24 protein-coding genes and 2 tRNA genes are annotated in these 26,847 nt (G+C 37.0%); 16 read left to right on the forward strand and 10 right to left on the reverse strand.

The annotated features are described in order from the left end of the window. Positions 1–47 precede the first annotated feature (47 nt). Positions 48–275, forward strand: a complete 228-nt coding sequence (locus ACFIKJ_RS05050) for a hypothetical protein (protein WP_375670320.1) — start codon at positions 48–50, stop codon at positions 273–275. A 133-nt stretch (positions 276–408) separates the two neighbouring features. Beyond that, positions 409–651 carry a hypothetical protein gene (locus ACFIKJ_RS05055; protein ID WP_375670321.1) on the forward strand — a complete coding sequence of 81 codons (243 nt, stop codon included), beginning with the start codon at positions 409–411 and terminating at the stop codon, positions 649–651. 230 nt (positions 652–881) lie between these two features. Here the strand turns inward: ACFIKJ_RS05055 and ACFIKJ_RS05060 are convergent. From ACFIKJ_RS05060 to ACFIKJ_RS05080, 5 genes are all read right to left on the reverse strand, one after another. Next, positions 882–958, reverse strand: a tRNA-Arg gene (locus ACFIKJ_RS05060). Positions 959–997: 39 nt separating this feature from the next. Continuing rightward, entirely contained in the window at positions 998–1,303 is a 306-nt protein-coding gene (locus ACFIKJ_RS05065; protein WP_375626885.1) for an ETC complex I subunit, read from the reverse strand. An 89-nt stretch (positions 1,304–1,392) separates the two neighbouring features. Further along, positions 1,393–1,469 (reverse strand) — tRNA-Pro (locus ACFIKJ_RS05070). A 707-nt stretch (positions 1,470–2,176) separates the two neighbouring features. Then, positions 2,177–2,866 carry a DnaA regulatory inactivator HdaA gene (hdaA, locus tag ACFIKJ_RS05075; protein WP_375626887.1) on the reverse strand — a complete coding sequence of 230 codons (690 nt, stop codon included), beginning with the start codon at positions 2,864–2,866 and terminating at the stop codon, positions 2,177–2,179. Next, a complete protein-coding gene (locus ACFIKJ_RS05080) occupies positions 2,863–4,074 on the reverse strand; it encodes an AI-2E family transporter (RefSeq protein WP_375625926.1) in 1,212 nt (403 codons plus the stop codon). Before ACFIKJ_RS05080 ends, hdaA begins: the two co-directional genes overlap by 4 nt. Before the next feature lie 158 nt (positions 4,075–4,232). Here ACFIKJ_RS05080 and purM point away from each other — a divergent pair, with 158 nt between their 5' ends. Continuing rightward, positions 4,233–5,324, forward strand: coding sequence for a phosphoribosylformylglycinamidine cyclo-ligase (gene purM / locus ACFIKJ_RS05085; RefSeq protein ID WP_375651848.1), 1,092 nt, complete (start codon positions 4,233–4,235; stop codon positions 5,322–5,324). Further along, positions 5,321–5,932, forward strand: coding sequence for a phosphoribosylglycinamide formyltransferase (purN, locus tag ACFIKJ_RS05090; protein ID WP_375625930.1), 612 nt, complete (start codon positions 5,321–5,323; stop codon positions 5,930–5,932). Before purM ends, purN begins: the two co-directional genes overlap by 4 nt. Positions 5,933–6,215: 283 nt before the next feature. On the opposite strand, the gene ACFIKJ_RS05095 is transcribed toward purN, so the two are convergent. Then, a complete protein-coding gene (locus ACFIKJ_RS05095; protein ID WP_375626893.1) occupies positions 6,216–8,750 on the reverse strand; it encodes a response regulator in 2,535 nt (844 codons plus the stop codon). A gap of 211 nt (positions 8,751–8,961) precedes the next feature. Here ACFIKJ_RS05095 and ACFIKJ_RS05100 point away from each other — a divergent pair, with 211 nt between their 5' ends. After that, complete coding sequence (locus ACFIKJ_RS05100) at positions 8,962–9,438, forward strand: hypothetical protein (RefSeq protein ID WP_375625934.1); 477 nt, start codon at positions 8,962–8,964, stop codon at positions 9,436–9,438. 52 nt (positions 9,439–9,490) lie between these two features. Here ACFIKJ_RS05100 and dksA read toward each other — a convergent pair whose 3' ends face one another. Together dksA and ACFIKJ_RS05110 are read right to left on the reverse strand one after the other, a co-directional pair. Then, positions 9,491–9,907 carry an RNA polymerase-binding protein DksA gene (gene dksA / locus ACFIKJ_RS05105; RefSeq protein WP_015856486.1) on the reverse strand — a complete coding sequence of 139 codons (417 nt, stop codon included), beginning with the start codon at positions 9,905–9,907 and terminating at the stop codon, positions 9,491–9,493. A 313-nt stretch (positions 9,908–10,220) separates the two neighbouring features. Beyond that, a complete protein-coding gene (locus tag ACFIKJ_RS05110; protein WP_375611549.1) occupies positions 10,221–10,760 on the reverse strand; it encodes a flavin reductase in 540 nt (179 codons plus the stop codon). A gap of 145 nt (positions 10,761–10,905) precedes the next feature. Between ACFIKJ_RS05110 and rpe the strand changes: the two genes are divergently transcribed. From rpe to ACFIKJ_RS05160, 10 genes are all read left to right on the forward strand, one after another. Then, positions 10,906–11,592 carry a ribulose-phosphate 3-epimerase gene (rpe, locus tag ACFIKJ_RS05115; RefSeq protein ID WP_375625936.1) on the forward strand — a complete coding sequence of 229 codons (687 nt, stop codon included), beginning with the start codon at positions 10,906–10,908 and terminating at the stop codon, positions 11,590–11,592. Further along, positions 11,592–12,899, forward strand: coding sequence for an adenylosuccinate lyase (gene purB, locus ACFIKJ_RS05120; protein WP_375626898.1), 1,308 nt, complete (start codon positions 11,592–11,594; stop codon positions 12,897–12,899). The genes rpe and purB overlap by 1 nt, the downstream gene beginning before the upstream one ends. Positions 12,900–12,967: 68 nt before the next feature. Continuing rightward, positions 12,968–13,516 (forward strand): RBBP9/YdeN family alpha/beta hydrolase, encoded by a 549-nt coding sequence (locus ACFIKJ_RS05125; RefSeq protein ID WP_375625938.1) that lies wholly within the window; start codon positions 12,968–12,970, stop codon positions 13,514–13,516. A gap of 173 nt (positions 13,517–13,689) precedes the next feature. Continuing rightward, complete coding sequence (gene purC / locus ACFIKJ_RS05130; protein WP_273724109.1) at positions 13,690–14,454, forward strand: phosphoribosylaminoimidazolesuccinocarboxamide synthase; 765 nt, start codon at positions 13,690–13,692, stop codon at positions 14,452–14,454. A 78-nt stretch (positions 14,455–14,532) separates the two neighbouring features. After that, the gene (purS, locus tag ACFIKJ_RS05135) at positions 14,533–14,772 is read left to right on the forward strand and encodes a phosphoribosylformylglycinamidine synthase subunit PurS (RefSeq protein ID WP_375625940.1); all 240 of its coding nucleotides are present in this window, start codon (positions 14,533–14,535) and stop codon (positions 14,770–14,772) included. Between the two features lie 11 nt (positions 14,773–14,783). Further along, positions 14,784–15,455 (forward strand): phosphoribosylformylglycinamidine synthase subunit PurQ, encoded by a 672-nt coding sequence (gene purQ / locus ACFIKJ_RS05140; RefSeq protein WP_375625942.1) that lies wholly within the window; start codon positions 14,784–14,786, stop codon positions 15,453–15,455. A 294-nt stretch (positions 15,456–15,749) separates the two neighbouring features. Beyond that, complete coding sequence (gene purL, locus ACFIKJ_RS05145; protein WP_375670322.1) at positions 15,750–17,960, forward strand: phosphoribosylformylglycinamidine synthase subunit PurL; 2,211 nt, start codon at positions 15,750–15,752, stop codon at positions 17,958–17,960. A gap of 60 nt (positions 17,961–18,020) precedes the next feature. Continuing rightward, positions 18,021–18,254 (forward strand): BolA/IbaG family iron-sulfur metabolism protein, encoded by a 234-nt coding sequence (locus tag ACFIKJ_RS05150; protein WP_375625946.1) that lies wholly within the window; start codon positions 18,021–18,023, stop codon positions 18,252–18,254. Between the two features lie 98 nt (positions 18,255–18,352). Beyond that, positions 18,353–18,685: a Grx4 family monothiol glutaredoxin gene (grxD, locus tag ACFIKJ_RS05155; RefSeq protein ID WP_375625948.1), complete on the forward strand. Its 333-nt coding sequence runs from the start codon at positions 18,353–18,355 to the stop codon at positions 18,683–18,685. 67 nt (positions 18,686–18,752) lie between these two features. Then, positions 18,753–20,009: a multidrug effflux MFS transporter gene (locus ACFIKJ_RS05160; RefSeq protein ID WP_375626902.1), complete on the forward strand. Its 1,257-nt coding sequence runs from the start codon at positions 18,753–18,755 to the stop codon at positions 20,007–20,009. Between the two features lie 341 nt (positions 20,010–20,350). On the opposite strand, the gene parC is transcribed toward ACFIKJ_RS05160, so the two are convergent. Both parC and aspS read right to left on the reverse strand, forming a co-directional pair. After that, a complete protein-coding gene (parC, locus tag ACFIKJ_RS05165) occupies positions 20,351–22,600 on the reverse strand; it encodes a DNA topoisomerase IV subunit A (protein ID WP_375626904.1) in 2,250 nt (749 codons plus the stop codon). Positions 22,601–23,380: 780 nt separating this feature from the next. Beyond that, on the reverse strand, positions 23,381–25,174 hold the full coding sequence (aspS, locus tag ACFIKJ_RS05170) for an aspartate--tRNA ligase (protein WP_375653901.1): 1,794 nt from the start codon (positions 25,172–25,174) through the stop codon (positions 23,381–23,383). Between the two features lie 132 nt (positions 25,175–25,306). On the opposite strand from aspS, the gene rnd reads away from it, so the two are divergent. Beyond that, on the forward strand, positions 25,307–26,461 hold the full coding sequence (rnd, locus tag ACFIKJ_RS05175) for a ribonuclease D (protein ID WP_375626908.1): 1,155 nt from the start codon (positions 25,307–25,309) through the stop codon (positions 26,459–26,461). The last annotated feature ends 386 nt before the right edge of the window (positions 26,462–26,847 follow it).

Here is a 26,847-nt window from a genome sequence, read left to right on the forward strand (position 1 = left end):
TGTGCTGGTATTTTCTTTGTTGCTAAACGCTTTCAGGAGCATCGTCTATGATCTTATGGATGAAAAGAAATCTGATGCTAACAGGCGCGGTTTTAGCCGCTTTTTTTATGATTTTAGCAAGAGCTTTTACTCTTGGGAAAAAAGCAGAGCAACAAAAGCAAACAGAAAAAGCTTTAAAAGCAGCCACAACACGGCTTGAGGTAGAAAATGAAATTAATCAAAAAAGTGATGCTGATGTGCGTGCTGCTCTCTCTGATTGGTTGCGCGACAAATAAATATGTTTCTTCTTGTGTTGGCTGGTTGCCAATTTATTTAGATAAGCAAGATCTGAACGCCATCAGTTCAAACTTAGCAAGAGAGATCTTAAAGCACAATAAACAAGGTGAACGTGTGTGTGTGGGTGGAAACATGGCTAGAAAAAAAACACAAGACGATATAGAGCTTACAGAAGCAGAAAAAGAAATACTTCAGGAAATGATCGTCACCTATCAAAGTGTAAAAATGATGTCTCGCTTGATGAAGTGGATAGCATTCATCCTCTTTTTGCTTATCATTGATTTTGCACGCCTTATGGATGCATTAGTAAATATTTTTACACAAAAACCAAATATTCGACTCTACACATACTCTGAGACGCGCGAAATTCTTTAGAAAATGGATTATTAATTTTGCTTGTCTTTATGGATGCGATAGACAATATCTTTGTACATTTAAAATAGTGGTTCTCAAAGAATTTAAAAAATTATTAGAGAACATTGGAGGAAACAGATGAGCTTTGTAAAAGTATGTTGGAAAATCCTATTCCCGAACTTTTGTTAATGTTCCCGAACTTTAAAAAAAATTACAAAGAATAAATACATTATACATGGGTAAAAACCGGATGGTGATCCCGACAGGATTCGAACCTGTGACCCACGGCTTAGAAGGCCGTTGCTCTATCCAGCTGAGCTACGGGACCCAACTGATTATTTTCTCAATTCAAAATAGCATCTTTAATTCAATGTGTCCAAGAGTGCTGCCGATCACTGCGAAAATTATCAGAATAAGAAATAGCACGTCGAATCGACGTACGTTTCTTTTCTACACGGTAAGAGATAGCATTCTTACGCGCAAAAGCAATCGCTTCTTCCTTCCTATTAAATCTGATCCTCACCTGATTATTCATATCAGACGTTGCCGTGTACCCCATAAGAGGTTCAAGCATTTTTGCTTTCACCGGCTCATACTCTAGAATCCAAAAACCTCTATTCCCCTTACCTGACTGCATAGCTGTCTTAGCAGGACTATAAATACGTGCGATCATGCCTTTTTCCTTCAGATTACACAACGCTTGAATGATAGTTTTCCACCACACGTACCCAATTGGGTCATTCTCACACACTTAATCAAATATGGTCGGAGCGATAGGATTCGAACCTACGACCCCCTGATCCCAAATCAGGTGCGCTACCAGGCTGCGCTACGCTCCGCCATTTACATTTACTTGATGCACATTTCCTAAAATTTTCACAACAGAAGTGCAAGAGAAAAACACACTTTTTTTTAATTTTATTGCATTTCTTTACAAAAAAGCACGTTTTAAAAATTTTTTCCCTACTCAATAACATATTTATTGACAAATAATAGAAAACAACCTCCGTAAAGAATCCAATCTATATTAAAAAATAACGAATTTCTCTGTAAGGATTTCATAATTTTCATCCTGCTTTAAGCAAACTCTCACTGTATCAAAACGCATTCTACAGATACAATTTTAGAAAAAAACGACTTAAATATCATAGAAAAACTTTCCAAAAGAGAACACAAGCCAAAAAATCAGCTGTATTAAGCTTTTTCCCCTCTTTTTCTATCTTGCAAAGAACTCTTTTATAAAAATTCTAGAATCTTCTACAATCCAAATCCATAAACAACAGACATTTTTTCAAAGCACGAAAGTTCCATTATAAATAAAATAAAGCGCTTTTTTTAGAAAAAATTTCAAATGCAAAGATGGAAAAAAGTCAACATCATACAATAAAATCTCAAAGCTATTTAAGATAAACACATGACTAAAGTAAAAAATACTATTTTTCACTCTTAACGGATATCAAAAAAGAAGAAAATTTAAATGACTTGTCTTGCCACATATTGAAACGATAATAGAAAGACAGAATAAGTAAGCCATGATAGGGAGTGTTTACGGATTTCTTCTATTCAAAACTTCAGCAATAACAGCACGTGTTATTTTTCTTTTTCTTTGTAATGCCAACTGATCAACAGAATCAATAACACGCTTCAATGAAAATAAAGAACGTTCACAACGACTTACAAGATAATAAACCGTGTCTGGATGTACAATAAGTTGCCTATCGGAAAAAAGCTTAAATGCAACAGCTGTTAATAATGCATCATCAGGCTGATTAATTTCAACGAACATCACCGAATTAAGACGACTTTTTAGATCATTTAACTTTAAATTCCAAGCGGAAGGAAGTGTCCGTGCCGTCATCAATAAAGTAGCTTGTCGTGCATCAAGATTAGCTTGCTTAATACTGTTAATTAAATGAAAAAGTTCTGTCTCTTTGATTTCATCTGCATCAATATCCTCTATCAAAAATGATCTGCCTAAAGAAGCCACAGTAACAGCCTGATCAATTTCATTGTGCTGAATCCTGAAAGCATCTGCTTTTTGGAGCCATATATTAGAAAAGTGCGTTTTTCCAGATCCTTCTTTGCCAACCAAAACTGCAATAGGTAAGCTCCAATTGGGCCAGTGATCAATAAGCTGAAAAGCCATACGATTGCTTTCCGTTACCACTAAATCCTCAAATTGAAAAATCGGATCATAAGGAAAATTTAAAGATAATTGCGTTTCACACCCATTCATTTTAGCGGCTCCGAATTTCCCCTTCGCGAATACATCTGAGAACTAAGATAAGTATGAAGAGCAAAACGAACTAAAACGCCAACAGCCGCTGCCGCAGGAACAGCAACAAGCATACCAGTAAAACCAAAGAGTGAAGAAAAAGCAAAAAGTGAAAACATCAGCCATACGGGATGTAATCCCACTGATGAACCTACAAGCTTGGGTTGAAGAATATAACCTTCAATAAATTGACCAATTAAAAAAAGTGCCATCACAACGATGATTCCTCCCCAATTATTGGGATAAAACTGGACCCATGCAATACCAACAGAAAGGACCAAACCACTCATTGTGCCGATATAAGGAACAAAGCTAATAAGACCAATAAACATACCAATTAAAAGACCAAAATTGAGTCCTGCAATCGTTAAACCAATAGCATAATAGCCTCCCAATATAAGACAAACTGTTCCTTGTCCACGAACAAAGCCTGCAATAGCTCTATCCATTTCATGAAAAATACTCCGAACGGTTTCAAGATGATCACGCGGTATTAACGAATCGATTGCTGTTACCATACGCGGCCAATCTAATAACATATAAAATGCCACCACAGGTGCCACAACAAATAAGCTAGCGATATTAACGATAGATTTTCCTGACTTTAAAAGTGAATTCAAAAGAGACGTAATAAAATCAGAACCTTCTCCCAAAAATCCTTTAATATTATTCCGTAATTCATTTGGATCACTTCCAAAATAGCGCCTTATCCAATCAAAATCATGCTCAACAAAAAAGGTTTGAATACGATTAATATAAACAGGTAAACCATCACTCATGAATTGCTGTATTTGCCAACTAATAACAGGAATCAAAATAACTAAAGCAGCAACAAAGGTAACAACAATAAATAAGGTAATGAGGACAGTCCCAAACACCCGTCGAATACCAAATTTTTCAAGTAATTGAACAATGGGATTGAGAAAATAAGCCAGCACAATCCCTGCCACAAAAGGAAGCAAAATCGATCCAAAAACAAACATAAAAAAAATGAAAAAAATCAGCGTACCAAGCCAAAAAAAGATTTGCCTTTTCATATTATTCGGCAACGGTAATTGAGTATACGCTGGCACATAAGTCTTATAACGATCACGAGATGTATTCTCACTCACTTTCTTTTTCATAAGTTGCCAAGAAGACTGACCGTGATTATCTGATATCTTGCTCATAAAATATCCTAAAAAATTCTTCACAAAAAATTATAAACATCTTCAAAATAAGGTACAAGCAAAGTTGCTTATTTTCTTATCAATATCTCTTGCAGAGAGAACTCTATCATGGCATTGCATAATATCAAAACCCGATTTTCCATTAAAGGAAGGCTCCAATGAGCAACCAAGATCTTACAAATAATAAATCCAAAGTTGGTCTTACCTACGCAAAAGCCGGTGTAAACATCGATATGGGTAATGCCATGGTAGAAAAAATTAAACCCTTTATACGCGCGACAAAACGAGCCGGAGCAGACGCAGAAATTGGCGGTTTTGGTGGAATTTTTGATTTAAAAGCAGCTGGCTTTACGGATCCTATCCTAGTAGCAGCCAATGATGGTGTGGGAACAAAATTAAAAATTGCCATTGAAGTAGGTCACCATAACACTGTAGGTATTGATCTTGTGGCTATGTGTGTCAATGATTTACTCGTACAAGGGGCTGAACCTCTCTTTTTTCTGGATTATTTTGCAACTGGAAAGCTTGACCCTGAACAAGGTGCTGCAATTGTTTCTGGTATTGCAGAAGGATGTAAACAAGCCGGTGCTGCTCTTATTGGAGGAGAAACTGCAGAAATGCCAGGAATGTATGCAGAGGGAGATTATGATCTAGCCGGTTTTGCTGTAGGAGCATGCGAACGCAGCAAGCTACTCCCTTCAAAAGATTTAACAGAAGGTGATATTATATTAGGTCTAAGCGCCTCTGGAATTCATTCCAATGGCTTTTCGCTTGTTCGACGAATCATCCAGCAACATGATCTCAAATGGAATGACCCTGCCCCTTTTGCTCCCGAAAACAGCCTTGGTATAGCACTCCTTACACCAACACGCATTTATGTAAAATCGCTTCTTCCCATCATGAAAAAATACGAAGGGATTAAAGCTCTTGCTCATATTACGGGTGGAGGCTTTCCTGAAAATATTCCACGTGTTGTTCCATCTTCTCTATGCGCTGAAATTCATCTTTCTACCATCAATGTTCCAGCAGTATTTTCATGGATTGCCAAACAAGGTAAAATAGAAGAAATAGAAATGTTAAGAACATTCAATTGTGGTATTGGCATGATCATTATCGTAGCACAGCATGCAGCTGAAACAATTACGCAAGCTCTTGAAAGAAAAGGAGAGAGCGTAACTCCTCTTGGCATTTTAACAAAACGCCAAGATCAAAATAAAGGAATACTTTATAAAGGGGTACTGCATTTATGAAAAAACAAATCATCGTTTTCATTTCTGGTAATGGATCCAATATGGTCGCCCTTGCTCAAGCTAGTCAACAAAAGGAATATCCTGCTGAAATCATCGCGGTTATTTGCGATAATCCGCGTGCAGACGGTATTGAAAAGGCGCGAAACCATAACTTACCTATTCATATTGTTGATCGCAAAATTTACAAAACAAAAGAAGAGCATGAAGAAAGTATTTTTACGATTTTAAATCAATATAAACCAGATTTTCTCTGCTTTGCAGGATATATGCGCCTTATCTCGCCACGTTTTGTAAAACTTTACGAAGGACGAATTTTAAACATTCATCCTTCTCTTTTGCCTTCATTTAAAGGCTTAAACACACATGAAAAAGCTTTACAAGCAGGCGTAAAAATCACGGGTTGCACTGTTCACCTTGTTACAGAAGACATGGATGCAGGAAAAATCCTTGCCCAAGCAGCCGTTCCAGTCTATCCTCATGATACTGCTGAGAGCTTAGGACAAAGAGTTCTTAAAGCAGAACATAAACTCTACCCCGAAGCCTTAAAAGCATTTATTGAAGGGAAGAGCAAAATGGTAGATGCGCAGCAACAGCTTTTATCTTTTTGAGTGTATCAGCAATCTATTAATAAGCATTTTTCAATGTTTTACATATAATTCGTGCTCAGTGTCTATAATTGAAAATCTCTATTAAATGTTGACGTAATAGAGCCTATCTTTTCATAAATTTTTGCACAGAATGTGTGTTTTTTTTGAATTTTAATTAAATTTTCAAATTCTTCTTTTTTATTCAGTTCTATGACATTATCACAAGTTCTATTTATCAAAATACTCTCGTATTTCGCCTAAAAAATCTTAAATACGCAATTTTTCTATTGCATAAATTTTTGCCTCATGATGAAAGTGTTTCTTTAACTGTTAGAGCTAACTGTTTGAGTGTAAAAGGTTTAGATAAAAAACCAAAAACAGCATCTTGTGGAAGATTTTTAGCAAATGCATCTTTTGCATATCCAGAAACGAAAAGAAATTTGATATCAGGATAGTTTTTACGTACTTCCTTCAATAAAGTGGGTCCATCCATTTCTGGCATCACCACATCGGAAACAATAATATCAATAGCTCCTTTTTGTTTCTCAAGAATAGAGAGTGCTTCCACCCCACTCGCTGCCTCTAAAACCGTATATCCTCTCATTTGAAGAGCTCTTACCCCCCCCATTCTAACCGCATCTTCATCTTCAACCAATAAAACAGTTGCAGACCCTGTTAAGTCTATATTTTTATCTTTCTCTTCATCTTTTTCAATCTTTTGAGAAGTTTTTCCTTTTATATTGGGGATATAACGGGGAAGAAAAATATAAAATGTTGCTCCTTCACCTTCTTTACTTTCACAATAAATGCACCCACCACTCTGCTTGATAATTCCATAAACCATTGATAAACCAAGTCCTGTTCCTTTTCCAACTTCTTTTGTTGTAAAAAATGGCTCAAACATTTTTTCTTGTATAGCAGCAGATATACCAGCCCCTGTATCTGAAATAGTCAATTGTACATACTCACCAATTTCTAAACCAAGATGATTAAATTCAGCACTTTGTTGCTTTGTAATATTGTTTGTCGCAATCGTAACAATACCTCCATCTAACATGGCATCACGCGCATTAATAACCAAATTCATAATAACACGCTGAAAAGATGCTTGATCGACTTCAACACTCCACAAATCTCTTCCATGGATAATTTTTAACTGAACATTATTCCCCAAAAGTGGTAAAATAAGATTGCGAATATCTGATAAAAATTCAGTAAAATCAACTTCTTCAGGTCGAAGTGTTTGCTTTCTAGAAAAAGCTAATAATTGCTGTACAAGAGCAGCTGCACGATTAGCATTATTTTTAATATTGATCAGATCAGCATGAGCAGGATCAGAACTACGATGCGTATTTAAAAGAAGATCACACGACATTAAAATTGCTGTTAAAACATTATTAAAATCATGAGCAATGCCGCCAGCCAATTGTCCGACAGCTTGCATCTTCTGACTTTGCATCATTTTATCTTCAAGCGTTTTTTGTTCGGTTGTTTCAATCACAGAGATAATAAGCAAATCTTGCAATGCATCACCATGATGGGGTGGTACAGACATAATATGGAGCCGTAAATGGCATTCTTCATTTTTTTCTAAAACAGTTTCTAGAGAAACAAAATAATTTTTATTTGTCGCAATTCTCTGAAAAGAACGCTCTAACTGCACACAATCACGACGAGAAATAACGTCATAAAAATTGACAGCTTTGTCCATACATCCCGTGAGTGATGAAAAAGCTTTATTCATATGAACCAATTGCCCTTCATGATCTACCACGGCTATTGCAAAAGGACTCGCATCAAAATATTCTCCTAATATAGTGGGTAATTTTAATTGGTCGTCCTCTTCTTTTTGTATTTGTTGTGGAATGATCACAATACGATAAACGGCTTCCTCTTCTAAGAGAGAAGAAACAGAGATAAGACAATGGAATATTTTCTCACAAGTCGCTTGCGAATTTAAACATAACGAAAACTTATAAGGTAAAGAGTAACCTGAACTTTGATATCTGTTGGTTTGCAAACAGATATCACTCCATGAGCTCTTAGCGCCAACGCTATCAAATAACGAATCAAAATTATATTGACCAACTGAGAAATTCGCTAAATCAATTGAAAACCATTCGGCAAAAATCGCATTCGCATAAAGAATAGTTCCTTGTGTATTAACTGATACAAAACCAATAGGAGCTTGATCCAAGTGATTGATAGCTTCTTGAAGGTTCGAGAAAAAAACTTCTCGTGTTTGTTGTAAATGCGAAATATCAGCAATACGCCAAAATAAAAGCTTTTTTTTCTGTTTTGTGATAGGTTGAATGGAAATATTATACCAAACAGATTTTTTTGGTGTAGAATCGGTAAATATTGGTTGTTCTACTCTTAATTCCTCTTGCGCCGCAAGATTATTACAGGCTGCAACCTTTAAGCGATACGAAAGTGCACCAGCTCCTGGAAGATCAGCAATAACCATATAACAAGACACTTCAGGCTTATAAGTCACAATTTTTCGATAGTTTTGATTAGAATAATAAACAAAACCAGAAAGGTCAGAGATTACAATTGCATCATCGCTCCGATTAAAGATGCTAAAATCAAAATCTTCATGCGACCACACATGGTATCTTAAAATTCCCATTCCACACAAAACGAGTGTTGCAACGCCGATAATTGCTAGAATCAAAAAAGATATCAATATAGCCTTTTGCAAATAGCTTTGTGGATAAAAAAAACCTAAAATACCCACAATGAAAAGAAAAAATAATATAAAAACAATACCAAAAATCACAACTCTTCGATGAACAGAAGACGCTGATCTTTTATTATTATCAAAACCTTTATCCATCTCTCATTGCCTTAGATTTAGCTGTTTCTTATATCACAAAACTTCCTTTATATTCATTGTTATAAAGTATATACTATGATATTATCTTTCAAAGAAAGCTCACTTAATGTTAAAAATTTTATTTCTTGTATTTAAGTGAACCTTTTAAGGGTGTGTTTATAAATTTATCTCAATAAAAACGATATTTTCACACAAAAATGGGAGAAAATCTATGTATATCTGGTTATCAGAGCAAATAGGTGTATCTGCTGCGAAGATAACGATAAGCTTTTTGTTTTTTATAATAACAATTGTGGCTATTACCATAATTATCTTGTTTTTACGTCGTTTAAGTACGGGAAGATTCAGCAATAATAGAAAAAAAAGTCTATCACGATTAGCATTATGTGAAGTAATTTCTATAGATCGAGCACGCCGCCTTGTTTTAGTCCGTTGCGATAATAAAGAACATTTGCTCCTTATTGGCGGATTAACAGATGTGGTTGTAGAATCCGATATTACCAGTACATCCAAAATACAAAAGAGAGAAACACACACACATCCAAATTCCGCCCCTACAGAAAGAAACGATATATCGGATAAAAATCCCTCTCCTTTTACGAATCAAGCAGTAAAAGATTCAGCAATCACCGCCGAAATTGAGGGGAGGCAAGAACCATCTTTATTCATTCCTACCCTTCAAAAATAAAAATATACAATTTTATCACCACGAGTTTCGTTTGTTTATCATTTCAATGACCTTAATCATCGCGATAAACTCTTTCACGTCGTTCGTGACGTTCTTGCGCTTCCAATGATAAAACGGCTATCGGTCGAGCCTCAAGACGCTTTATACTAATGGGTTCGCCGGTTTCTTCACAAAAGCCATATGTCCCATTATCAATGCGCTCTAAAGCAGCATCTATTTTTGAAATAAGTTTCCTCTGACGATCACGCGCACGTAATTCGATTGTACGATCAGTTTCACAAGAAGCCCTATCAGTCAAATCGGGTTGACCAACATTCTCTTCCTGCAAATTTTCCAAAGTCTCACGAGCTTCTTTTAATATATCATTCTTCCAAGAAACCAATTTAGCACGAAAATACGCCTTTTGCCGCTCATTCATAAAAGGCTCATCTTCACTGGGGCGATATTGACCATCAATCTCTTCGCTCATGCAATAAAAAACCTCCACATATGCTATGTGCGGTCTATATATTGTGCAATACCCATCAACACAAGAGTAAAATGTTTTTCATAACAATCTACAAATATGTCTAAATACACTGTTTAGATTTAATCGCTTTTCTATTTAGGTTGGATTCTTGATCAAATCTCATCCAGAACATTTTTCTTGCTTACTGAGAAACTTCAAAAAGAAGGAAATCTAATATTCAGATATCAGAGTGATCTCTCCCCTGCTTTCTTATTGTTTAAAATCTAAATGAGGCAATAATAAATCATTTCAGCAATGCAAAAAAATAAAATCTTTATAAAGGCAAAGTGTGATATTCACGTTTCAAATACATCAAAGCATCTTTTTCTTTATTACAGTTGATTGCAACAACCTCACCAATCAAAACACAATGGGTTGCGTGCTCATGCCAACAAATCAAACGACAATCAAACGATGCTAGAGCGTCTGAAAGACTAGGCGCTCCCGTTTGCAAAGCTCCCCATTGAGCAACATCAAAACGCTCATTTTGTGTAGAATTGCAACGCCTCGAAAAAACATCCGCTAATGAACGATGCTTTCCTGCCAAGCTATTAACACAAAAATTTCCATTCTCCATAAACACCTGATTCTTTAAATTATGGCGCATGAGACAAACAAGAAGGGTCGGAGGATCATCAGATAAAGAACAACACGCCGAAACAGTCACCCCGCGTCTTCCCTTAATACCATTTGTTGTCACAATATGCACAGCTCCTGCAAAAAGACTCATGGCATCTCGATATTCTTGGGAAGAAACCGCGATAGTATGTTTATGTTGAAGTTCAGGCATCAAATATGTTTTATGATTCGACATATCTTTCACTTATAAAGCTTTAAAATTTCAAGCGATCTTTCCATAAAAAGATCTATAATACATATTTTTTCTTTTCCGTCATAACACAAAAGATATTTGTGTATACACTGCGATATGATAAAAACAGCCAATCAAGGAGATTTTAATGCCCCATTCTCATCTCATTTCGCCTTCACTCTTGGCTGCTGATTTTTCTAAACTTGGACAAGAAATGTTAGATGTTGTTGATGCTGGTGCAGATTGGCTTCATCTTGATATCATGGATGGACACTTTGTTCCTAATATCACCTTTGGTCCTGAAATCGTCAAGGCTCTACGCCCATTAACCAAAGCAATATTTGATGTCCACCTGATGATCGCACCAGTAGACCCTTATTTGGAAGCTTTTGCAAAAGCGGGTTCAGATATTATAACCATTCATGCTGAAGCAAGTCCACATCTTCATCGTTCATTACAAACAATCAAAAAAATGGGAAAAAAAGCAGGAATTGCACTCAATCCAAGCACCCCTGAACATGTACTTGAATATTTGCTTGATCAATTAGATCTCATTCTCATCATGACGGTCAATCCCGGTTTTGGTGGACAAAGTTTTATTCCAGAAATAAAAGATAAAATTAAGCGCGTTAAAAGCATGATTGCAAACCGCCCTATTGATCTTGAAGTTGATGGTGGTATCACCGTTGATACAATTGGGATAGCTGCAAAAGCTGGAGCAAATGTATTTGTCGCAGGCTCTGCAATTTATAAAGATGGAAATAAAGAGCTTTACAAAACACGCATGAGTGCATTGCGCCAAGCCGCAATCCTCTCACAACAAGGAAAAAAATGATGATCGCACGTTATTCCCGCCCTGCAATGGTAACAATTTGGTCTCCTGAAACAAAATATCGTATTTGGTTCGAAATTGAAGCCCATGCCTGTGATGCCCTTGCTCACTTAGGGATTATTCCGAAAGAAGCCGCCAAAGTCATTTGGGAAAAAGGCGCAGCAGCTAAATTTGATGTCAATCGCATTGATGAAATTGAAGCAATTACCAAACATGATGTTATCGCATTTCTGACCCACCTAGCTGAATTCATTGGACCTGAGGCACGTTTTATCCACCAAGGCATGACATCATCTGATGTTCTCGATACAACACTGAATATTCAATTGATGCGTGCTAGTGATATTTTGCTAGAGGATATAGATCAACTTCTTGAAGCATTAAAAAGACGTGCTTTTGAGCATAAAGAAACAATCACCATTGGGCGGAGTCATGGCATTCATGCTGAACCGACAACATTTGGAGTAAAATTTGCTCTTGCATACGCTGAATTTTCCCGTTGTCGCAAACGTCTTCTTGCAGCACGAGAAGAAATTTCTACTTGCGCAATTTCAGGAGCTGTAGGAACTTTTGCAAATATCGATCCCCGCGTTGAAGAACATGTAGCAAAAGCCTTGAGGATGCGTGCTGAACCGGTTTCCACCCAAGTAATACCAAGAGATCGTCATGCTATGTTTTTTGCAACACTTGGTGTTATTGCTTCCTCTATTGAAAGGTTAGCGATAGAAATACGCCATTTACAACGAACAGAAGTTCTGGAAGCAGAGGAACATTTCTCACCTGGGCAAAAAGGCTCATCGGCGATGCCTCATAAACGTAATCCAGTTTTAACAGAAAATTTAACTGGATTAGCCCGCATGGTACGTGCATTTGCACTCCCAGCCATGGAAAATGTTGCACTTTGGCATGAACGTGATATTTCGCATTCATCTGTTGAGCGTTATATTGCTCCAGATGCGACTATTACACTTGATTTTGCTCTTTCTCGCCTCACATCTGTCATTGAAAATCTCATTGTCTATCCAGAAAATATGCAAAAAAATCTCAATAAATTCCGTGGCCTTGTTCACTCACAACGGGTGCTTTTAGCACTCACCCAAGCAGGAATCAGTCGTGAAGATTCTTATCGGATTGTACAACGAAATGCGATGAAAGTTTGGGAACAAGGAAAAGATTTTTTAGAAGAACTCCTCAACGACAAAGATGTTATCAAAGCTTTAAGTGAAGAAGAACTTCGCGAAAAATTTGATCTTTCTTACCACACCAAACATATCAATACGATTTTTAAACGTGTTTTTGAAGAACAGTAAAGCGACATAGAAACCTCAAATCTATTCCACCTATGATCAAAAATCTGTTGTAACAAAGAAAACAATTCATGAAAGCAAATCAACTCGATATTCTTATTGTTCCTGGCTACAAAGGATCTGGTCCAGATCATTGGCAAACACGCTGGGAAAGAAAATTGTCGACAGCCCGCCGCATTGAACAACTCCATTGGTCAAAGCCTGTTTGTGAAGAGTGGGTTAACAAAGTTAAAACCGCCATTGCAAAAGCTCAAAGGCCTGTTATGCTTATTGCTCATTCATTAGGAGTTCCCAGTGCTATTCACGCAACTGTACAAAATACAGAAAAAATTTGTGGCGCTTTCTTTGTTGCTCCTCCAGATGTCGCCAATGAGAAAATACGTCCCAAACATTTAATGACATTTGGCCCCTATCATCGCCAAAAGCTTCCTTTTCCTTCTATTGTCATAGCCAGTCGCAACGATGAGTTTTGTCAATTTTCAGTAGCAGAAAAAATTGCCAATGATTGGGGATCACTCTTTGTTGATGCTGGGTATTCTGGCCATATTAACGCAGAATCCGGACACGGACCTTGGCCTGAAGGGCTTATGGTCCTCTCTCACTTTCTTGCAAAAATTTGATCCAAAAGAGGTGATCTTCTTTCTCATCGCTTATGTATCTTCACCTTTGGGTAGACGTGTAATGACAAAAATTATAAAAGTATCATAGCAATATCATTGAGAAATTCTATTAATTAGGATAGTATCATTTATCAATGTTATTAAAAACCTCTCAAGATAAATAGAGAATCATGATGAATCGTCGCCACCGTATCTATGAAGGCAAGGCTAAAATTTTATATGAAGGACCTGAACCAGGGACTTATATTCAATTTTTTAAAGATGATGCAACTGCCTTTAATGCAAAAAAACATGAAATTATCGACGGAAAAGGGGTTTTAAACAACCGAATTTCGGAACATATCTTTAGCCATCTTGGGCGTTTGGGCATCCCAACACATTTTATCAAACGTATAAACATGCGCGAACAGCTTATTAAAGCAGTGGAAATCATTCCGTTGGAAGTTGTTGTTCGCAATGTTGCTGCCGGCTCTCTTGCTAAACGTTTAGGTTTAGAAGAAGGAACCCCGCTTCCGCAATCCATCATTGAGTTCTACTATAAAAATGATTCTCTCGATGATCCCATGGTAACGGAAGAACATATCACAGCTTTTGGGTGGGCTGTCCCACAAGAGATAGAAGATATCATGCAACTTTCAATTCGTATTAATGATTTTCTTTCTGGGCTTTTTGCCGGTGTTAACATCCAATTAATTGATTTTAAAATGGAATTTGGTCGCCTGTGGGAAGATGAAACAATGCGCATTGTTCTTGCTGATGAAATCTCACCTGATTCTGCACGACTATGGGATATGCAAACACAAGAAAAAATGGATAAAGATCGTTTTCGTCGTGATATGGGTGGGCTTATTAATGCCTATCAAGAAGTTGCCAAACGTCTTGGTATTATGAATGAAAACGAACCAACACGACCAAGTGGTCCCGTTCTCGTAAAGTAAAAACAAGGTAAAAAACATCACCTTATATAAATACCCCTCTTCAAAGAAGGGGTTCTTTTAAAAAGCAGGAAGCAAGAAATGAAAGCACGCATTACAGTTACTTTAAGAGAAAGCGTTCTTGATCCACAAGGAGAAGCGATTGCCGGTGCTTTAAAAAGTTTAGCTTTCGAAGGCATTCAATCCATTCGTCAAGGAAAGGTTTTTGATATTGTTCTTGATGATCTACCTTCTGAAACCGCAAAGAAAAAACTTGAACAAATGTGTGAAGAGTTACTCGCAAATACTGTCATTGAAAATTATACAATCGAACTTTTTTAAGTGAAACGCTCATGAAAACTGCCATCATTCAACTTCCTGGATTAAATCGTGATCGAGATATGGTTGCAGCATTACATCATATAACGGGAGTTGAGCCACTAAAAATTTGGCAAACAGAAACAACAATTCCAGATGTAGATATTATTATTATTCCTGGTGGTTTTTCCTATGGCGACTACTTAAGATGTGGTGCTATTGGAGCGCGAACTCCCATCTTAAAAGCCATTCGTGAAAAAGCACAAGAAGGTACGACAATAATAGGTATCTGTAATGGATTTCAAATTTTGTTGGAAGCAGGATTATTACCTGGGACTTTAATGCGTAACGCTTCTTTAAAATTTGTTTGTCGTGAAATCAAACTTGAAGTCGTCAACGCCAAAACAAAATTTTCTCGATATTATTCTAAAGGACAAATTATTCGTTGTCCTGTTGCCCATCATGATGGAAATTATTTTGTTGATAGTGAAACACTAAGGCAAATGGAAGATAATGAACAAATTGTTTTTCGCTATGCAGAAAACACAAACCCGAACGGCTCAATGAAAGATATTGCTGGTATTGTTAATAAAGCTGGTAATATTCTTGGTATGATGCCTCATCCTGAAAACTTTATTGAACCCGCCCACGGAGGTATTGACGGTCGTTTACTTTTTCAAAGTGCTTTAGAGTTAGTAAATGGATGATGCTGAAAAAATACTCGCGCTCCATAATTTTTAAAAAACAAGGATCTATACCATTTCTCGCATCGTAAATCTATGAACAAAGCTTTTCACAAACAACAATGGATATTATTTTTTAAACACATAATTATTTAAGACCATTTTTAGTCTTAAATCCCACCAAACAAACGAACAAAATCTTCAGCTTACTGTCTATAAATATTTTTATTATTAAACAACAGTATTGCTTATAATATAAGCTGCTAGATTAAAAAAATAAAAATGCTAAATTTCGATTAATTGGACGGATAAATACTCATGAAGCCTTGCAATAACATCACTATTACACCAGAGCTCATTGCACAACACGGGCTAAAAGAAGATGAATATGAACGTATCCTGACGTTAATCGGTAGAGAACCAACATTTACTGAACTAGGAATTTTTTCTGCAATGTGGAACGAACATTGTTCCTATAAATCATCTAAAAAATGGCTAACGACTCTTCCGACAGAAGGAAAATGTGTTATCCAAGGACCTGGTGAAAATGCTGGTGTTGTCGATATTGGCGAAGGGCAATGTGTTGTTTTCAAAATGGAAAGCCATAACCACCCTTCTTATATTGAACCTTATCAAGGTGCAGCAACAGGTGTTGGTGGTATTTTACGTGATGTCTTTACAATGGGAGCCCGTCCTGTTGCTGCTATGAATGCATTGCGATTTGGTGCTCCTGATCACCCAAGAACACGCCATCTTGTTTCTGGTGTTGTTTCTGGAATTGGTGGTTACAGCAATGCTTTTGGCGTTCCAACTGTTGGTGGAGAAGTAAATTTTGATAAGCGTTATAATGGCAATATCCTTGTTAACGCTTTTGTCGCCGGTATTGCAAAGACAGACGCCCTTTTTTATTCTAAAGCGCAAGGTATTGGACTCCCTGTTGTTTATCTTGGTGCAAAAACAGGACGTGATGGTGTCGGTGGAGCAACAATGGCTTCTGCTGAATTTGATGATTCAATCAGTGAAAAACGCCCAACTGTTCAAGTAGGTGATCCTTTTACAGAAAAATGTCTCCTTGAAGCATGTTTAGAGCTCATGGAACTTGGAGCCGTTGTTGCTATTCAAGATATGGGAGCAGCAGGACTCACCTCTTCTGCCGTTGAAATGGGTGCAAAAGGAAATTTAGGGATACAGCTTAATCTCGATACAGTTCCTGTTCGAGAAGAAAATATGACAGCCTATGAAATGATGCTGTCTGAAAGTCAAGAGCGTATGCTCATGGTCCTTAAACCAGAACTAGAAAAGCAAGCAGAAGCAATTTTTCATAAGTGGGGGCTACATTTTTCTATCATTGGGAAAACAACCGATGATTTACGTTTTCGTGTATTTCATCAAGGGGAAGAAGTTGTCAATCTTCCCATCAAAGAGCTTGGTGATGAAGCACCTGTTTATGATCGTCCTTGGAGTGAGCCGGCAAAAAAAACACCCTTGAAAGCAGAAGACGTCAAAAAGGTTGAAAATCTTGGTGATGCCCTTCTATCCTTATTGAATTCTGCTGATCAAAGTTCACGGCGATGGGTTTATGAACAATATGATACCCTTATCCAAGGAAATAGCCTTGTTTGTCCAGGAGGTGATGCAGGCGTTATCCGTGTAGGAAACAACAGCAAACGTGCTCTTGCTTTTTCTTCTGATGTAACACCTCGTTATTGTGAAGCAGACCCTTATGAAGGAGGAAAACAAGCTGTCGCAGAATGCTGGCGAAATATTAGTACGACAGGTGCAACACCACTGGCTGCTACAGATAATCTCAATTTTGGTAACCCTGAAAAACCTGAAATTATGGGACAGCTGGTTTTGGCTATTAAAGGTATAGGAGAAGCTTGTAGAATCCTCGATTTTCCTATCGTTTCAGGCAATGTTTCTCTTTACAACGAAACAAATGGGAAAGCCATTCTTCCAACCCCTACAATTGCTGGTGTAGGCCTTCTTAATGATTGGTCTAAAATGGTAACAATAAGTGGTATGCAAAATGGAGATATTCTTGTTTTAGTAGGAAATTGCGGCTCTCATTTAGGACAATCAATCTATGCACGTAACATTTTAAATATTGATGCAGGTGCCCCCCCCCCTGTAGATTTACAACTTGAAAAAAAACATGGTCAATTTGTTCGAGATGCCATTAATAGCGGTTTTATTCACGCTGCCCATGACCTTTCTGACGGGGGATTGGCGATAGCACTTGCCGAAATGGTGATTAAAGCAGGTAAAGGAATCAAAGTAACGTTAAGCAATAAATCACCCCATCATGCAGAACTTTTTGGAGAAGACCAAGGACGTTATCTTTTAGCCGTCAAACCTCACTCTCTCAATAGTCTTAAAGAGCGTGCACAAATCAATACAGTTACTTTAACAGAGCTAGGTCAAGTTGAGGGGACTTCTCTCAATATAGATGGGATATTAACACTTTCAGTAGACAAACTCACAAAAGCCTATGAAAACTGGTTTCCACAATTTATGGGTGAAGAGTAAAAATTGTTTTTTCTCTTAAGCAACAGCCTTTATAAGAAATGAATACATAGGAGAATAATGATGGCAATGAGTGCCCATGCAATTGAAACGCTTATTCGTGAAGGCATTCCTGATGCTACTGTAACAATTCGTGATCTTGCTGGAGATGGAGAACATTATGCTGCAGAAGTTATTTCTGAAAGTTTTCGTGGTAAAACCCGTGTTCAACAACATAAAATGGTTTATGATGCTCTTAAAGGCAATATGGGAAATGACTTGCACGCTTTAGCACTGCAAACGAGTATTCCCAAATAATTTAAAAATTTCTTCTTGCATTCATTCACTCAATACTATTAGAAATAATATGAGCGTGAATGCACACTTCCAAGAATTTATACTATTGAGGAATAGAGATGACTACTATTCATGATTTTATTGACAACGAAATTAAAACAAATGATGTCATTTTATTCATGAAAGGAACGCCTGACGCTCCACAATGTGGATTTTCTGGGCAGGTCGTTCAAATCCTTGATTATTTAGGGTTAAATTATAAAGGAATTAATATTTTAACTTCTAACGAATTGCGTCAAGGGATAAAAGACTACTCAAATTGGCCAACAATTCCGCAACTCTATATCAAAGGTGAATTTGTTGGCGGCTGTGATATTGTTAAAGAAATGTTTCAAAATAACGAATTGCAAGAACTGCTAAAGGAAAAAGACATTCCTTGCAATAAATCATAGATGTCTCTCATTTTATTTGCTTCTTATAGAATCGTGTTCAGTCGAAACTTTTATTAAAAGGGTGCATATGTCATATTCAGTCGACGAACAAAAGCATAGTGATGCGATTAGAGAAAAAATTGGCTATAAAGAATTTGTTATTCTCATTGCTTCACTCATGGCCATCAATTCTATAGCTGTTGATATTATGTTGCCAGCTATGCCCAACATTTTAAACAGTTTAAATGTTATCAATGAAAACGATCAGCATTATATCATTTCTAGTTATCTTATCAGCTATGGCGTCACACAGATATTTTTTGGTCCCATAAGTGATCGTTATGGGCGCCGTAAGATTATTCTTATTGGTCTTGCTTTGTATTCATTTGCAGCGATTGGTTCTGCCTTTGTATCAAATTTTTCTCTCTTGCTTATTTTGCGTGCCTTACAAGGTATGGGAGGAGCTGCTATGCGCGTGCTCACAGTTTCCATTGTACGTGATCTCTATAGTGGTCGGAAAATGGCAGAAGTGATGTCTATCGTGATGATGGTTTTCCTTATTGCACCAATGATTGGACCAGCAACAGGACAGATCATTTTACTGTTTGGAAACTGGCAATTTATTTTCATATTCATGGCAATGATTGGTTTCGGGTTGATGATTTGGATTCAATTCCGCTTGCCGGAAACTCTTTATGCGCAACGCTCTCTTTCCTTTTCTTCAGTCAAACATAATTTATGGATTGTAATAACCAATCGCACAACACTTTGCTATACACTAGCAACTTCGATTATTTTAGGCTGTATCTTTACTGCCGTTAATACATCACAACAAACGTATGAAGGGATCTATAATCTAGGACTTTGGTTCCCTATTGCCTTTGCAGTTGGTGCTGCATTTCAAGCTCTATCATCTTTCTTTAACTCTCAACTCGTTGGACGCCTTGGAATGCGGCGTATCGCTCACGCGATGCTTTTACTTTTTTGTATCACTTCATGTGTATGGTTTGTTGGCTCTATCTTAACAGATGGTATTCTTCCTTTTGCTTTTTACATGCTGTTATTCTGTATACTGATGTTTGCCTGCGGTGGTATTATGGCAAACTTCAATACACTCGCTCTTGAACCTGTAGGAGAAATAGCTGGGACCGCGTCGTCTATATCTGGTTTTCTGCAAACATCTATTGGCACAGGTCTCAGTTTTTTTATTGCTCAACAATTTAATGAGACGACCATCCCTAATTCGGCAGGATTTTTCTTTCTTAGTCTGATTGCCATACTCCTCGTCTTATGGGCGGAACGTGGACATCTTTTTAGGCAATATCATAGCAATCCTAACGAATAAATATCCCTTACGAAAAATTAATAACATCTCTCTTGAACAATAAGGAGATAAACCTATCAGACAAATAAAACATCTCCAAATAGAACACTCTTGTGTTAAACATTCACATTGTTTGTTTAAGGGTACAGCTCTCAAAATATCAAATCATTTCACGACAGCACCCATAAATGCTGTAATGTTTAAAAAACAGTTTTGATTGATTTAACCTAAACAAGATCAAAATAGAAAAAACCTCACGCTTTAGATTTTTCTTTCAATATAAAAATAATAAATTATCCTTATAAATTAATATCTTACACAATCATAAAACCATAGGGAATTTTCCCATTTATAAAATACATTTAATTAATAAATTTTCCTGATTTTGGAAATCCTTTTGGAACCAAACGCCCGACACCCGCACGCGTTCCCATCCATTCAAAGAGATCGTCCGCCTGGCGGTTAAAGATTCGTTCAGCTGTATCTTGCCAACTTAAGCCTTCTGATAAATTAAAAGTCTTGGCATCAACAACACCACCTTCTTTATAACGCTGTAAACGAACACCTTTACCGCGATTCATTTCTGGTATTTGTTCAATAGAAAAAATAAGCATTTTACGGTTTTCACCGACTACAGCAACATGATCACCATTTACCGGAACACAAAGCTTTACCTTATCAGGAGCTTTCACATTCATCACTTGCTTTCCTTTTCGTGTATTGGCGATCACTTCTGCAGAAGAAACAATAAAACCATTACCGTGAGATGAAACCAAGAGCAATTTTTCCTCGGCGTGATGCACAAAAGCTGTGAGAACATCGTGCTCATCATCCATATCAACTAAAAGACGAATAGGTTCACCATGTCCCCGCCCTCCAGGTAAACTATTTGCACCAATAGCAAAAAACTTTCCACCCGTACTGATCAGCACAATCTTGTCGGTTGTAAATGCTGGAAATGCTAACTTTAAACTGTCTCCTTCTTTAAAAGAAAGCGCTTTATAATCGGTCAAATGTCCCTTCAAAGCACGCATCCACCCCTTTTCAGAAATAACAATAGTAATCGGTTCTTTTTCGATCATTGCTTGTTGAATATCATCAAGATCATGTCTTGGTGCCTCTTCAAACGTCGTACGTCTTTTCCCTAAGAATGTTTCAGGACCAAAAGTGTTTCGAACTTTTTTGATTTCTTCTGAAATTATTTTCCACTGTTTTATAGGAGAAGCTAATAAATTCTGTAGTTTTTCTTTTTCAGCTTTCAAACTTTCAAATTCTTTACGAATTTCAAATTCCTCAAGTTTACGCAAAGAACGCAAGCGCATATTAAGAATAGCTTCAGCTTGATTTTCTGTTAATTCAAACCGATTAATCAGCTTCTTTTTCGGTTCATCCTCTTCACGAATAATCTGAATGACCTCATCGAGATTTAAATAGGCAATAAGATATCCATGAAGAATTTCCAATCGGCTATCAATTTGATCAAGCCGATAATGAGAGCGACGAATAAGCACTTCTTGACGATGTTCAAGCCATTGCTGCAAACTTTCTCGCAAAGAAAGAACATTGGGTATTTTTCCCAAAGACAAAACATTCAGATTAAGGGGAAATCTTACTTCAAAGTCAGTCAATTTAAAAAGAGACTCCATAAGGAGCTCCGGATCAACCGACCGATTTTTAGGAACCAGCACGATTCTGATATCTTCTGCTGATTCATCTTGGATATCCTCAAGCATTGGCAATCGGCGTGCAAGCAATAACTCTGCTGTTTTTTCAATAAGACGTGACTTTTGAATCTGATAGGGAATTTCAGTCACAACAATCACATAAGAACCACGGCTACCAGGTTCCTGATGCCAACGTGAACGCAAGCGAAAGAATCCACGCCCAACACGATAGGATTCCTCAATACTTTTTTTAGGTTCAACTAAAATTCCCCCCGTCGGGAAATCAGGACCAAGAACGAATTGATTTAATTCCTCATCATTTACATCGGGATGCGCAATCAAATGGAGCGCTGCATCACAAAGCTCAGCAACATTATGGGGTGGAATAGATGTTGCCATACCAACAGCAATACCAGAAGAACCATTTGCTAAAAGATTAGGGAAAGCTCCTGGTAAAACAACAGGCTCTTCATCTTCTTCATTATAGGTTAAACGAAAATCAATAGCATTCTCATTAATTCCTTCAAGTAACAATGCAGCCACTTCAGTCATACGTGCTTCCGTATAACGCATGGCAGCAGCATTATCACCATCAATATTACCAAAATTGCCTTGCCCATCAACCAATGGATAACGAACAGCAAAACTTTGAGCCAAGCGCACCAAAGCATCATAAATAGACGCATCCCCATGAGGATGAAATTTTCCCATGACATCACCGACAATCCGCGCACATTTCGCATAAGACTGTCCAGGATTTAGTTTGAGAAGACGCATCGCATGAACAATCCGCCGGTGGACAGGCTTCAATCCATCACGTACATCAGGCAATGCACGGTGTGTAATCGTAGAAAGTGCATAAGCCAAATAACGTTCCTGTAAAGCAGAGCGTAATTCTATTGGTTCAATGTGTTCTTTATCAAAAGGTAAATTCATTTTATCAGACATAGTATTAAAACAACAATTCCCACAATAATAAGAAATTATTTTATAGGATTTATTTAATGAAATCTTCTATGAGTCGACTTTTTTATTAAAAGTCAATTACATAAAAACAAACGCTGCGATTAGAACATGAACAGAAAATTATATCAATTTGAAAAATTTATACATGTCCTTCCCCCCTTGTTCTAAGTAATTTATTGAAAGCTTTGTCAAATCCGATAATAATTTAACTGCTCACAAAGAGTTATTTCATTCTTTTTGGAATGACAAAAGCACCTTTCAAACATCATCTTTTATTATAAAGATAAATTGTATAACAACCCCATTCAGTTTTTCCATGAAAAACTAAAAAAATATTCAAAGCTTATAAAATTTAAACTTTTCAGAGTAAGTCCATAGAATAGAAAACCGCATTATTCTCATAAAAACGAAGAAACACAATTCTCTGCTACAACATTGTAAAAACTTCAATAAAAAATAAATAATATATTGTCGTATAAAGATAATTCATTTTTTTTTCAACTAAAATGAGACTTCCAAATATTACAGAATTCTCTCATTTCTAATGTATTCATGATAAAACAATCACAATCATTTCCTCACCTATCACAAAGGAAACAGCCACTATAAAAACAAGGAATAAAAATGCCTCGTAAAGAATCAACACAATGGCGTTTTTGTCTATCTAAATTTCACAAACAGCATATACACACACATGATGCTCTTGAGAGGCATCAAAACTTCACTCTACGTAGAAAAGATGAAAACAATCCATAATCAATTTTATGAGCTATTTTTGTGAGTAGGAGCCATACGGATTCCTAAATCACGTAATTGTGTAGGAGAAACATCAGACGGAGCACTCATCAAAAGATCAAGTGCCTGTTGATTCATAGGAAATAAAGCAACTTCACGCAAATTTTTAACACCCTGCAACAGCATAATGATGCGGTCAATTCCCGCAGCCATGCCACCATGTGGCGGAGCCCCATAATGGAATGCACGATAAAGACCACCGAAACGATCTTTCACAACTTCCTTAGAAAGTCCTACAAGTTCAAAAACTTTAAGCATCATTTCTGGTAAGTGATTACGAATTCCACCTGATGCAATTTCATAACCATTGCAAACAAGATCATATTGAAAAGCTTTAAGAGTAAGAGGATCTTGGGTCTCAAGAGCATTTTCTCCCCCTTGAGGCATGGAAAAAGGATTATGTCCAAAATCAATCTTTTTTTCATCTTCATTCCATTCAAAAAATGGAAAATCAACAATCCACGCCAAAGAGAAACTCTCTCTATCGAGAAGATCTAATTCTTCCCCTACCCGTGTACGGGCTGCTCCAGCAAAAGATGCGAATTTTTTTGGATCTCCAGCCACAAAAAAACAAGCATCACCACTTTCAAGTCCAAGCTGTATACGGATTGCTTCAGTCCTCTGTTCACCAATATTTTTGGCGATAGGCCCTGCTCCTTCCAATTTTCCTTCTTCTTCACGCCAAAAAATATAACCGAGCCCTGGTTGCCCCTCGCCTTGTGCCCATACATTCATACGATCACAAAAAGCACGACTTCCACCCGTTTTAGCTGGAATAGCCCACACTTGTGCATTCTCATCATTCGCTAAAATTTGAGCAAAGACTTTGAAACCAGAATTATAAAAATGCTGAGAAACATCTTCCATAATGATCGGATTACGTAGATCAGGCTTATCAGAACCATATTTTCGCATTGCTTCATCATAGGAAATGCGAGGAAAGCTTTGTGTCACAGTTTTTCCATCTGCAAATTCTTCAAAAATAGAACGCATAATAGGTTCCATAGTTGCTAAAACATCTTCTTGCTCAACAAAACTCATTTCAACATCTAATTGATAAAATTCACCAGGAAGACGGTCGGCCCTTGGATCTTCATCTCTAAAACATGGAGCAATCTGAAAATAACGATCAAAACCTGACATCATCAACAATTGTTTATATTGCTGTGGTGCTTGCGGTAGCGCATAAAATTTTCCTTGATGAACACGACTTGGGACCAAAAAATCACGTGCTCCTTCCGGTGATGAAGCTGTCAAAAGTGGCGTCGTAAATTCCGTAAAACCATTATTTTGCATAGCCCGTCTCATAGCCGCAATAATTTCAGTCCGACGCATGATATTTTTGTGCATAGTCTCCCGACGCAAATCAAGAAAACGATATTTTAATCGAATATCTTCTGGATAATCAGGCTCACCAAAAACCGGTAAAGGAAGTTCATCAGATTTTGAAAGAATTTCTACCTCTTGTGCAAAAATTTCAATCTCACCTGTTGGAAGCGTTGCATTAATAACCTCATCGGAACGTGCACATACCTCTCCATCCACACGAATAACCCATTCAGAACGCACTTTTTCAATAACTTTAAAAGCCAGCGAAGCAGGGTCAGCAACAATTTGTGTGATTCCAAAATGATCACGTAAATCCACAAAAAGAATTCCGCCATGATCACGAACACGATGAACCCATCCCGAAAGACGGACTTGTGCTCCTACATCACATTTACGAAGAGCCGCACAATGATGACTGCGATAACGGTGCATATTTTTTGCCTTTGATTATAATATTCATATGCGCTACAAACTCTTTTTAATAACCATTTGTCAAGATATGAGAATAAAAACTCAAAAATAAAGTCAATAAAGGACAAATTTAATTTATCGAATTATAATAAAATGATGAATCTTATTACACAAACAACCGATCTTGAAATTGCACTTAACGCTCTACATACCTCTGATTTTGTAACAGTCGATACTGAGTTTATCCGCGAAACAACTTTTTGGCCTCAACTGTGTTTAATCCAGCTCGCATCACCAGATATCACAGTTTTGATTGATCCCATAGCACCGGATATTGATTTACAACCTTTTTTTGACCTTATGATCGATAAAAAAGTTGTAAAAGTTTTTCATGCTGCGCGCCAAGATATTGAAACAATTTATCATCTTGGAGGTGTTATTCCTTCCCCTCTCTTTGATACGCAAATAGCAGGATCAATTTGTGGATTTGGTGATTCTATCTCCTATGATCAAATTGTACAACGCTGCACGGGGCATCATCTTGATAAATCCTCCCGCTTTACAGACTGGAGTTACCGCCCTTTGTCTGAAAAACAACTGCTCTATGCACTTGCCGATGTAACCTACTTAAGAGACGTTTACCTATTATTGAAAAAAAGGTTAGAAAAAAATCAACGTGCTCACTGGATGGACGATGAAATAACAATCCTTTTAAATCCTAAGACCTATGATATGCCAGAAGATGAAGCATGGAAAAAGGTGAAAGGAAAAATTAAAAAGCCACGTGAACTTGCTGTATTACAAAAGATAGCAGCTTGGCGGGAACGTGAAGCACGAAAATACAATATGCCACGTCGTCATATCATAAAAGATGAATGTCTTATAGAAATAGCAACCCAACAACCAAAAGATGAATCTGCATTAAAGCGGTTGCGCAGTCTTAATAAGAACTGGGATAAACTCTCAATTGCTCAATCATTAATCAAAGCTGTCCATGAAGGCTTAGAGGTGGATCTTTCTACTTTACCCCCCATTCCTAAACATAATCCACTCAATGATACGACAGCCGCTGTTATCGATCTACTCAAAGTGTTATTAAAAATTGTTGCAAATGAAAACAGCATTGCCCCTAAAATTATTGCAACATCTAATGATTTAGAAAAAATTGCCAATGGAGGAATAAAGAAAAATATTCCCGCTATGAATGGCTGGCGCTATGAAATATTTGGTCAAAAAGCCGAACAACTGCTAAAGGGACAGATAGGGTTTTACTTTAACGATGGAAAAATAAGCACAAAACAGCTTTAATTTACATTTTCATTTTGAAAAATCCATTACGCTACTCATTATCTACATCAATTGGTATGCCCTATAGACCAACGCAAACAGGATAAATAAAGCCTACTTCTGACAAAGTTAAAAATTAAATAGTGAACCCTTATTAAAAATGACAGCTAAATCTTTACCCAGTCAATCAAATAGCAATCCTATTAAAAATAATCTAAAAAAACAGACAGCTCCTTATTTAAAAGTTTTGAAAAGAAAAAGTTCTGATAATAAAAGCGCACTCATTACAAAAATAGCAGCCTAGCAATAGGAACAAACAAAGATATAATATCTTACGTCCCCATATCGTATTAAAAAACTACCGAGATTGCAATATAACAATCAAAAACCAGCCAGCATAACAACTA

This window comes from Bartonella sp. PS7NMGDW (assembly GCF_042193585.1).
GTDB classification, from domain to species: domain Bacteria; phylum Pseudomonadota; class Alphaproteobacteria; order Rhizobiales; family Rhizobiaceae; genus Bartonella; species Bartonella grahamii.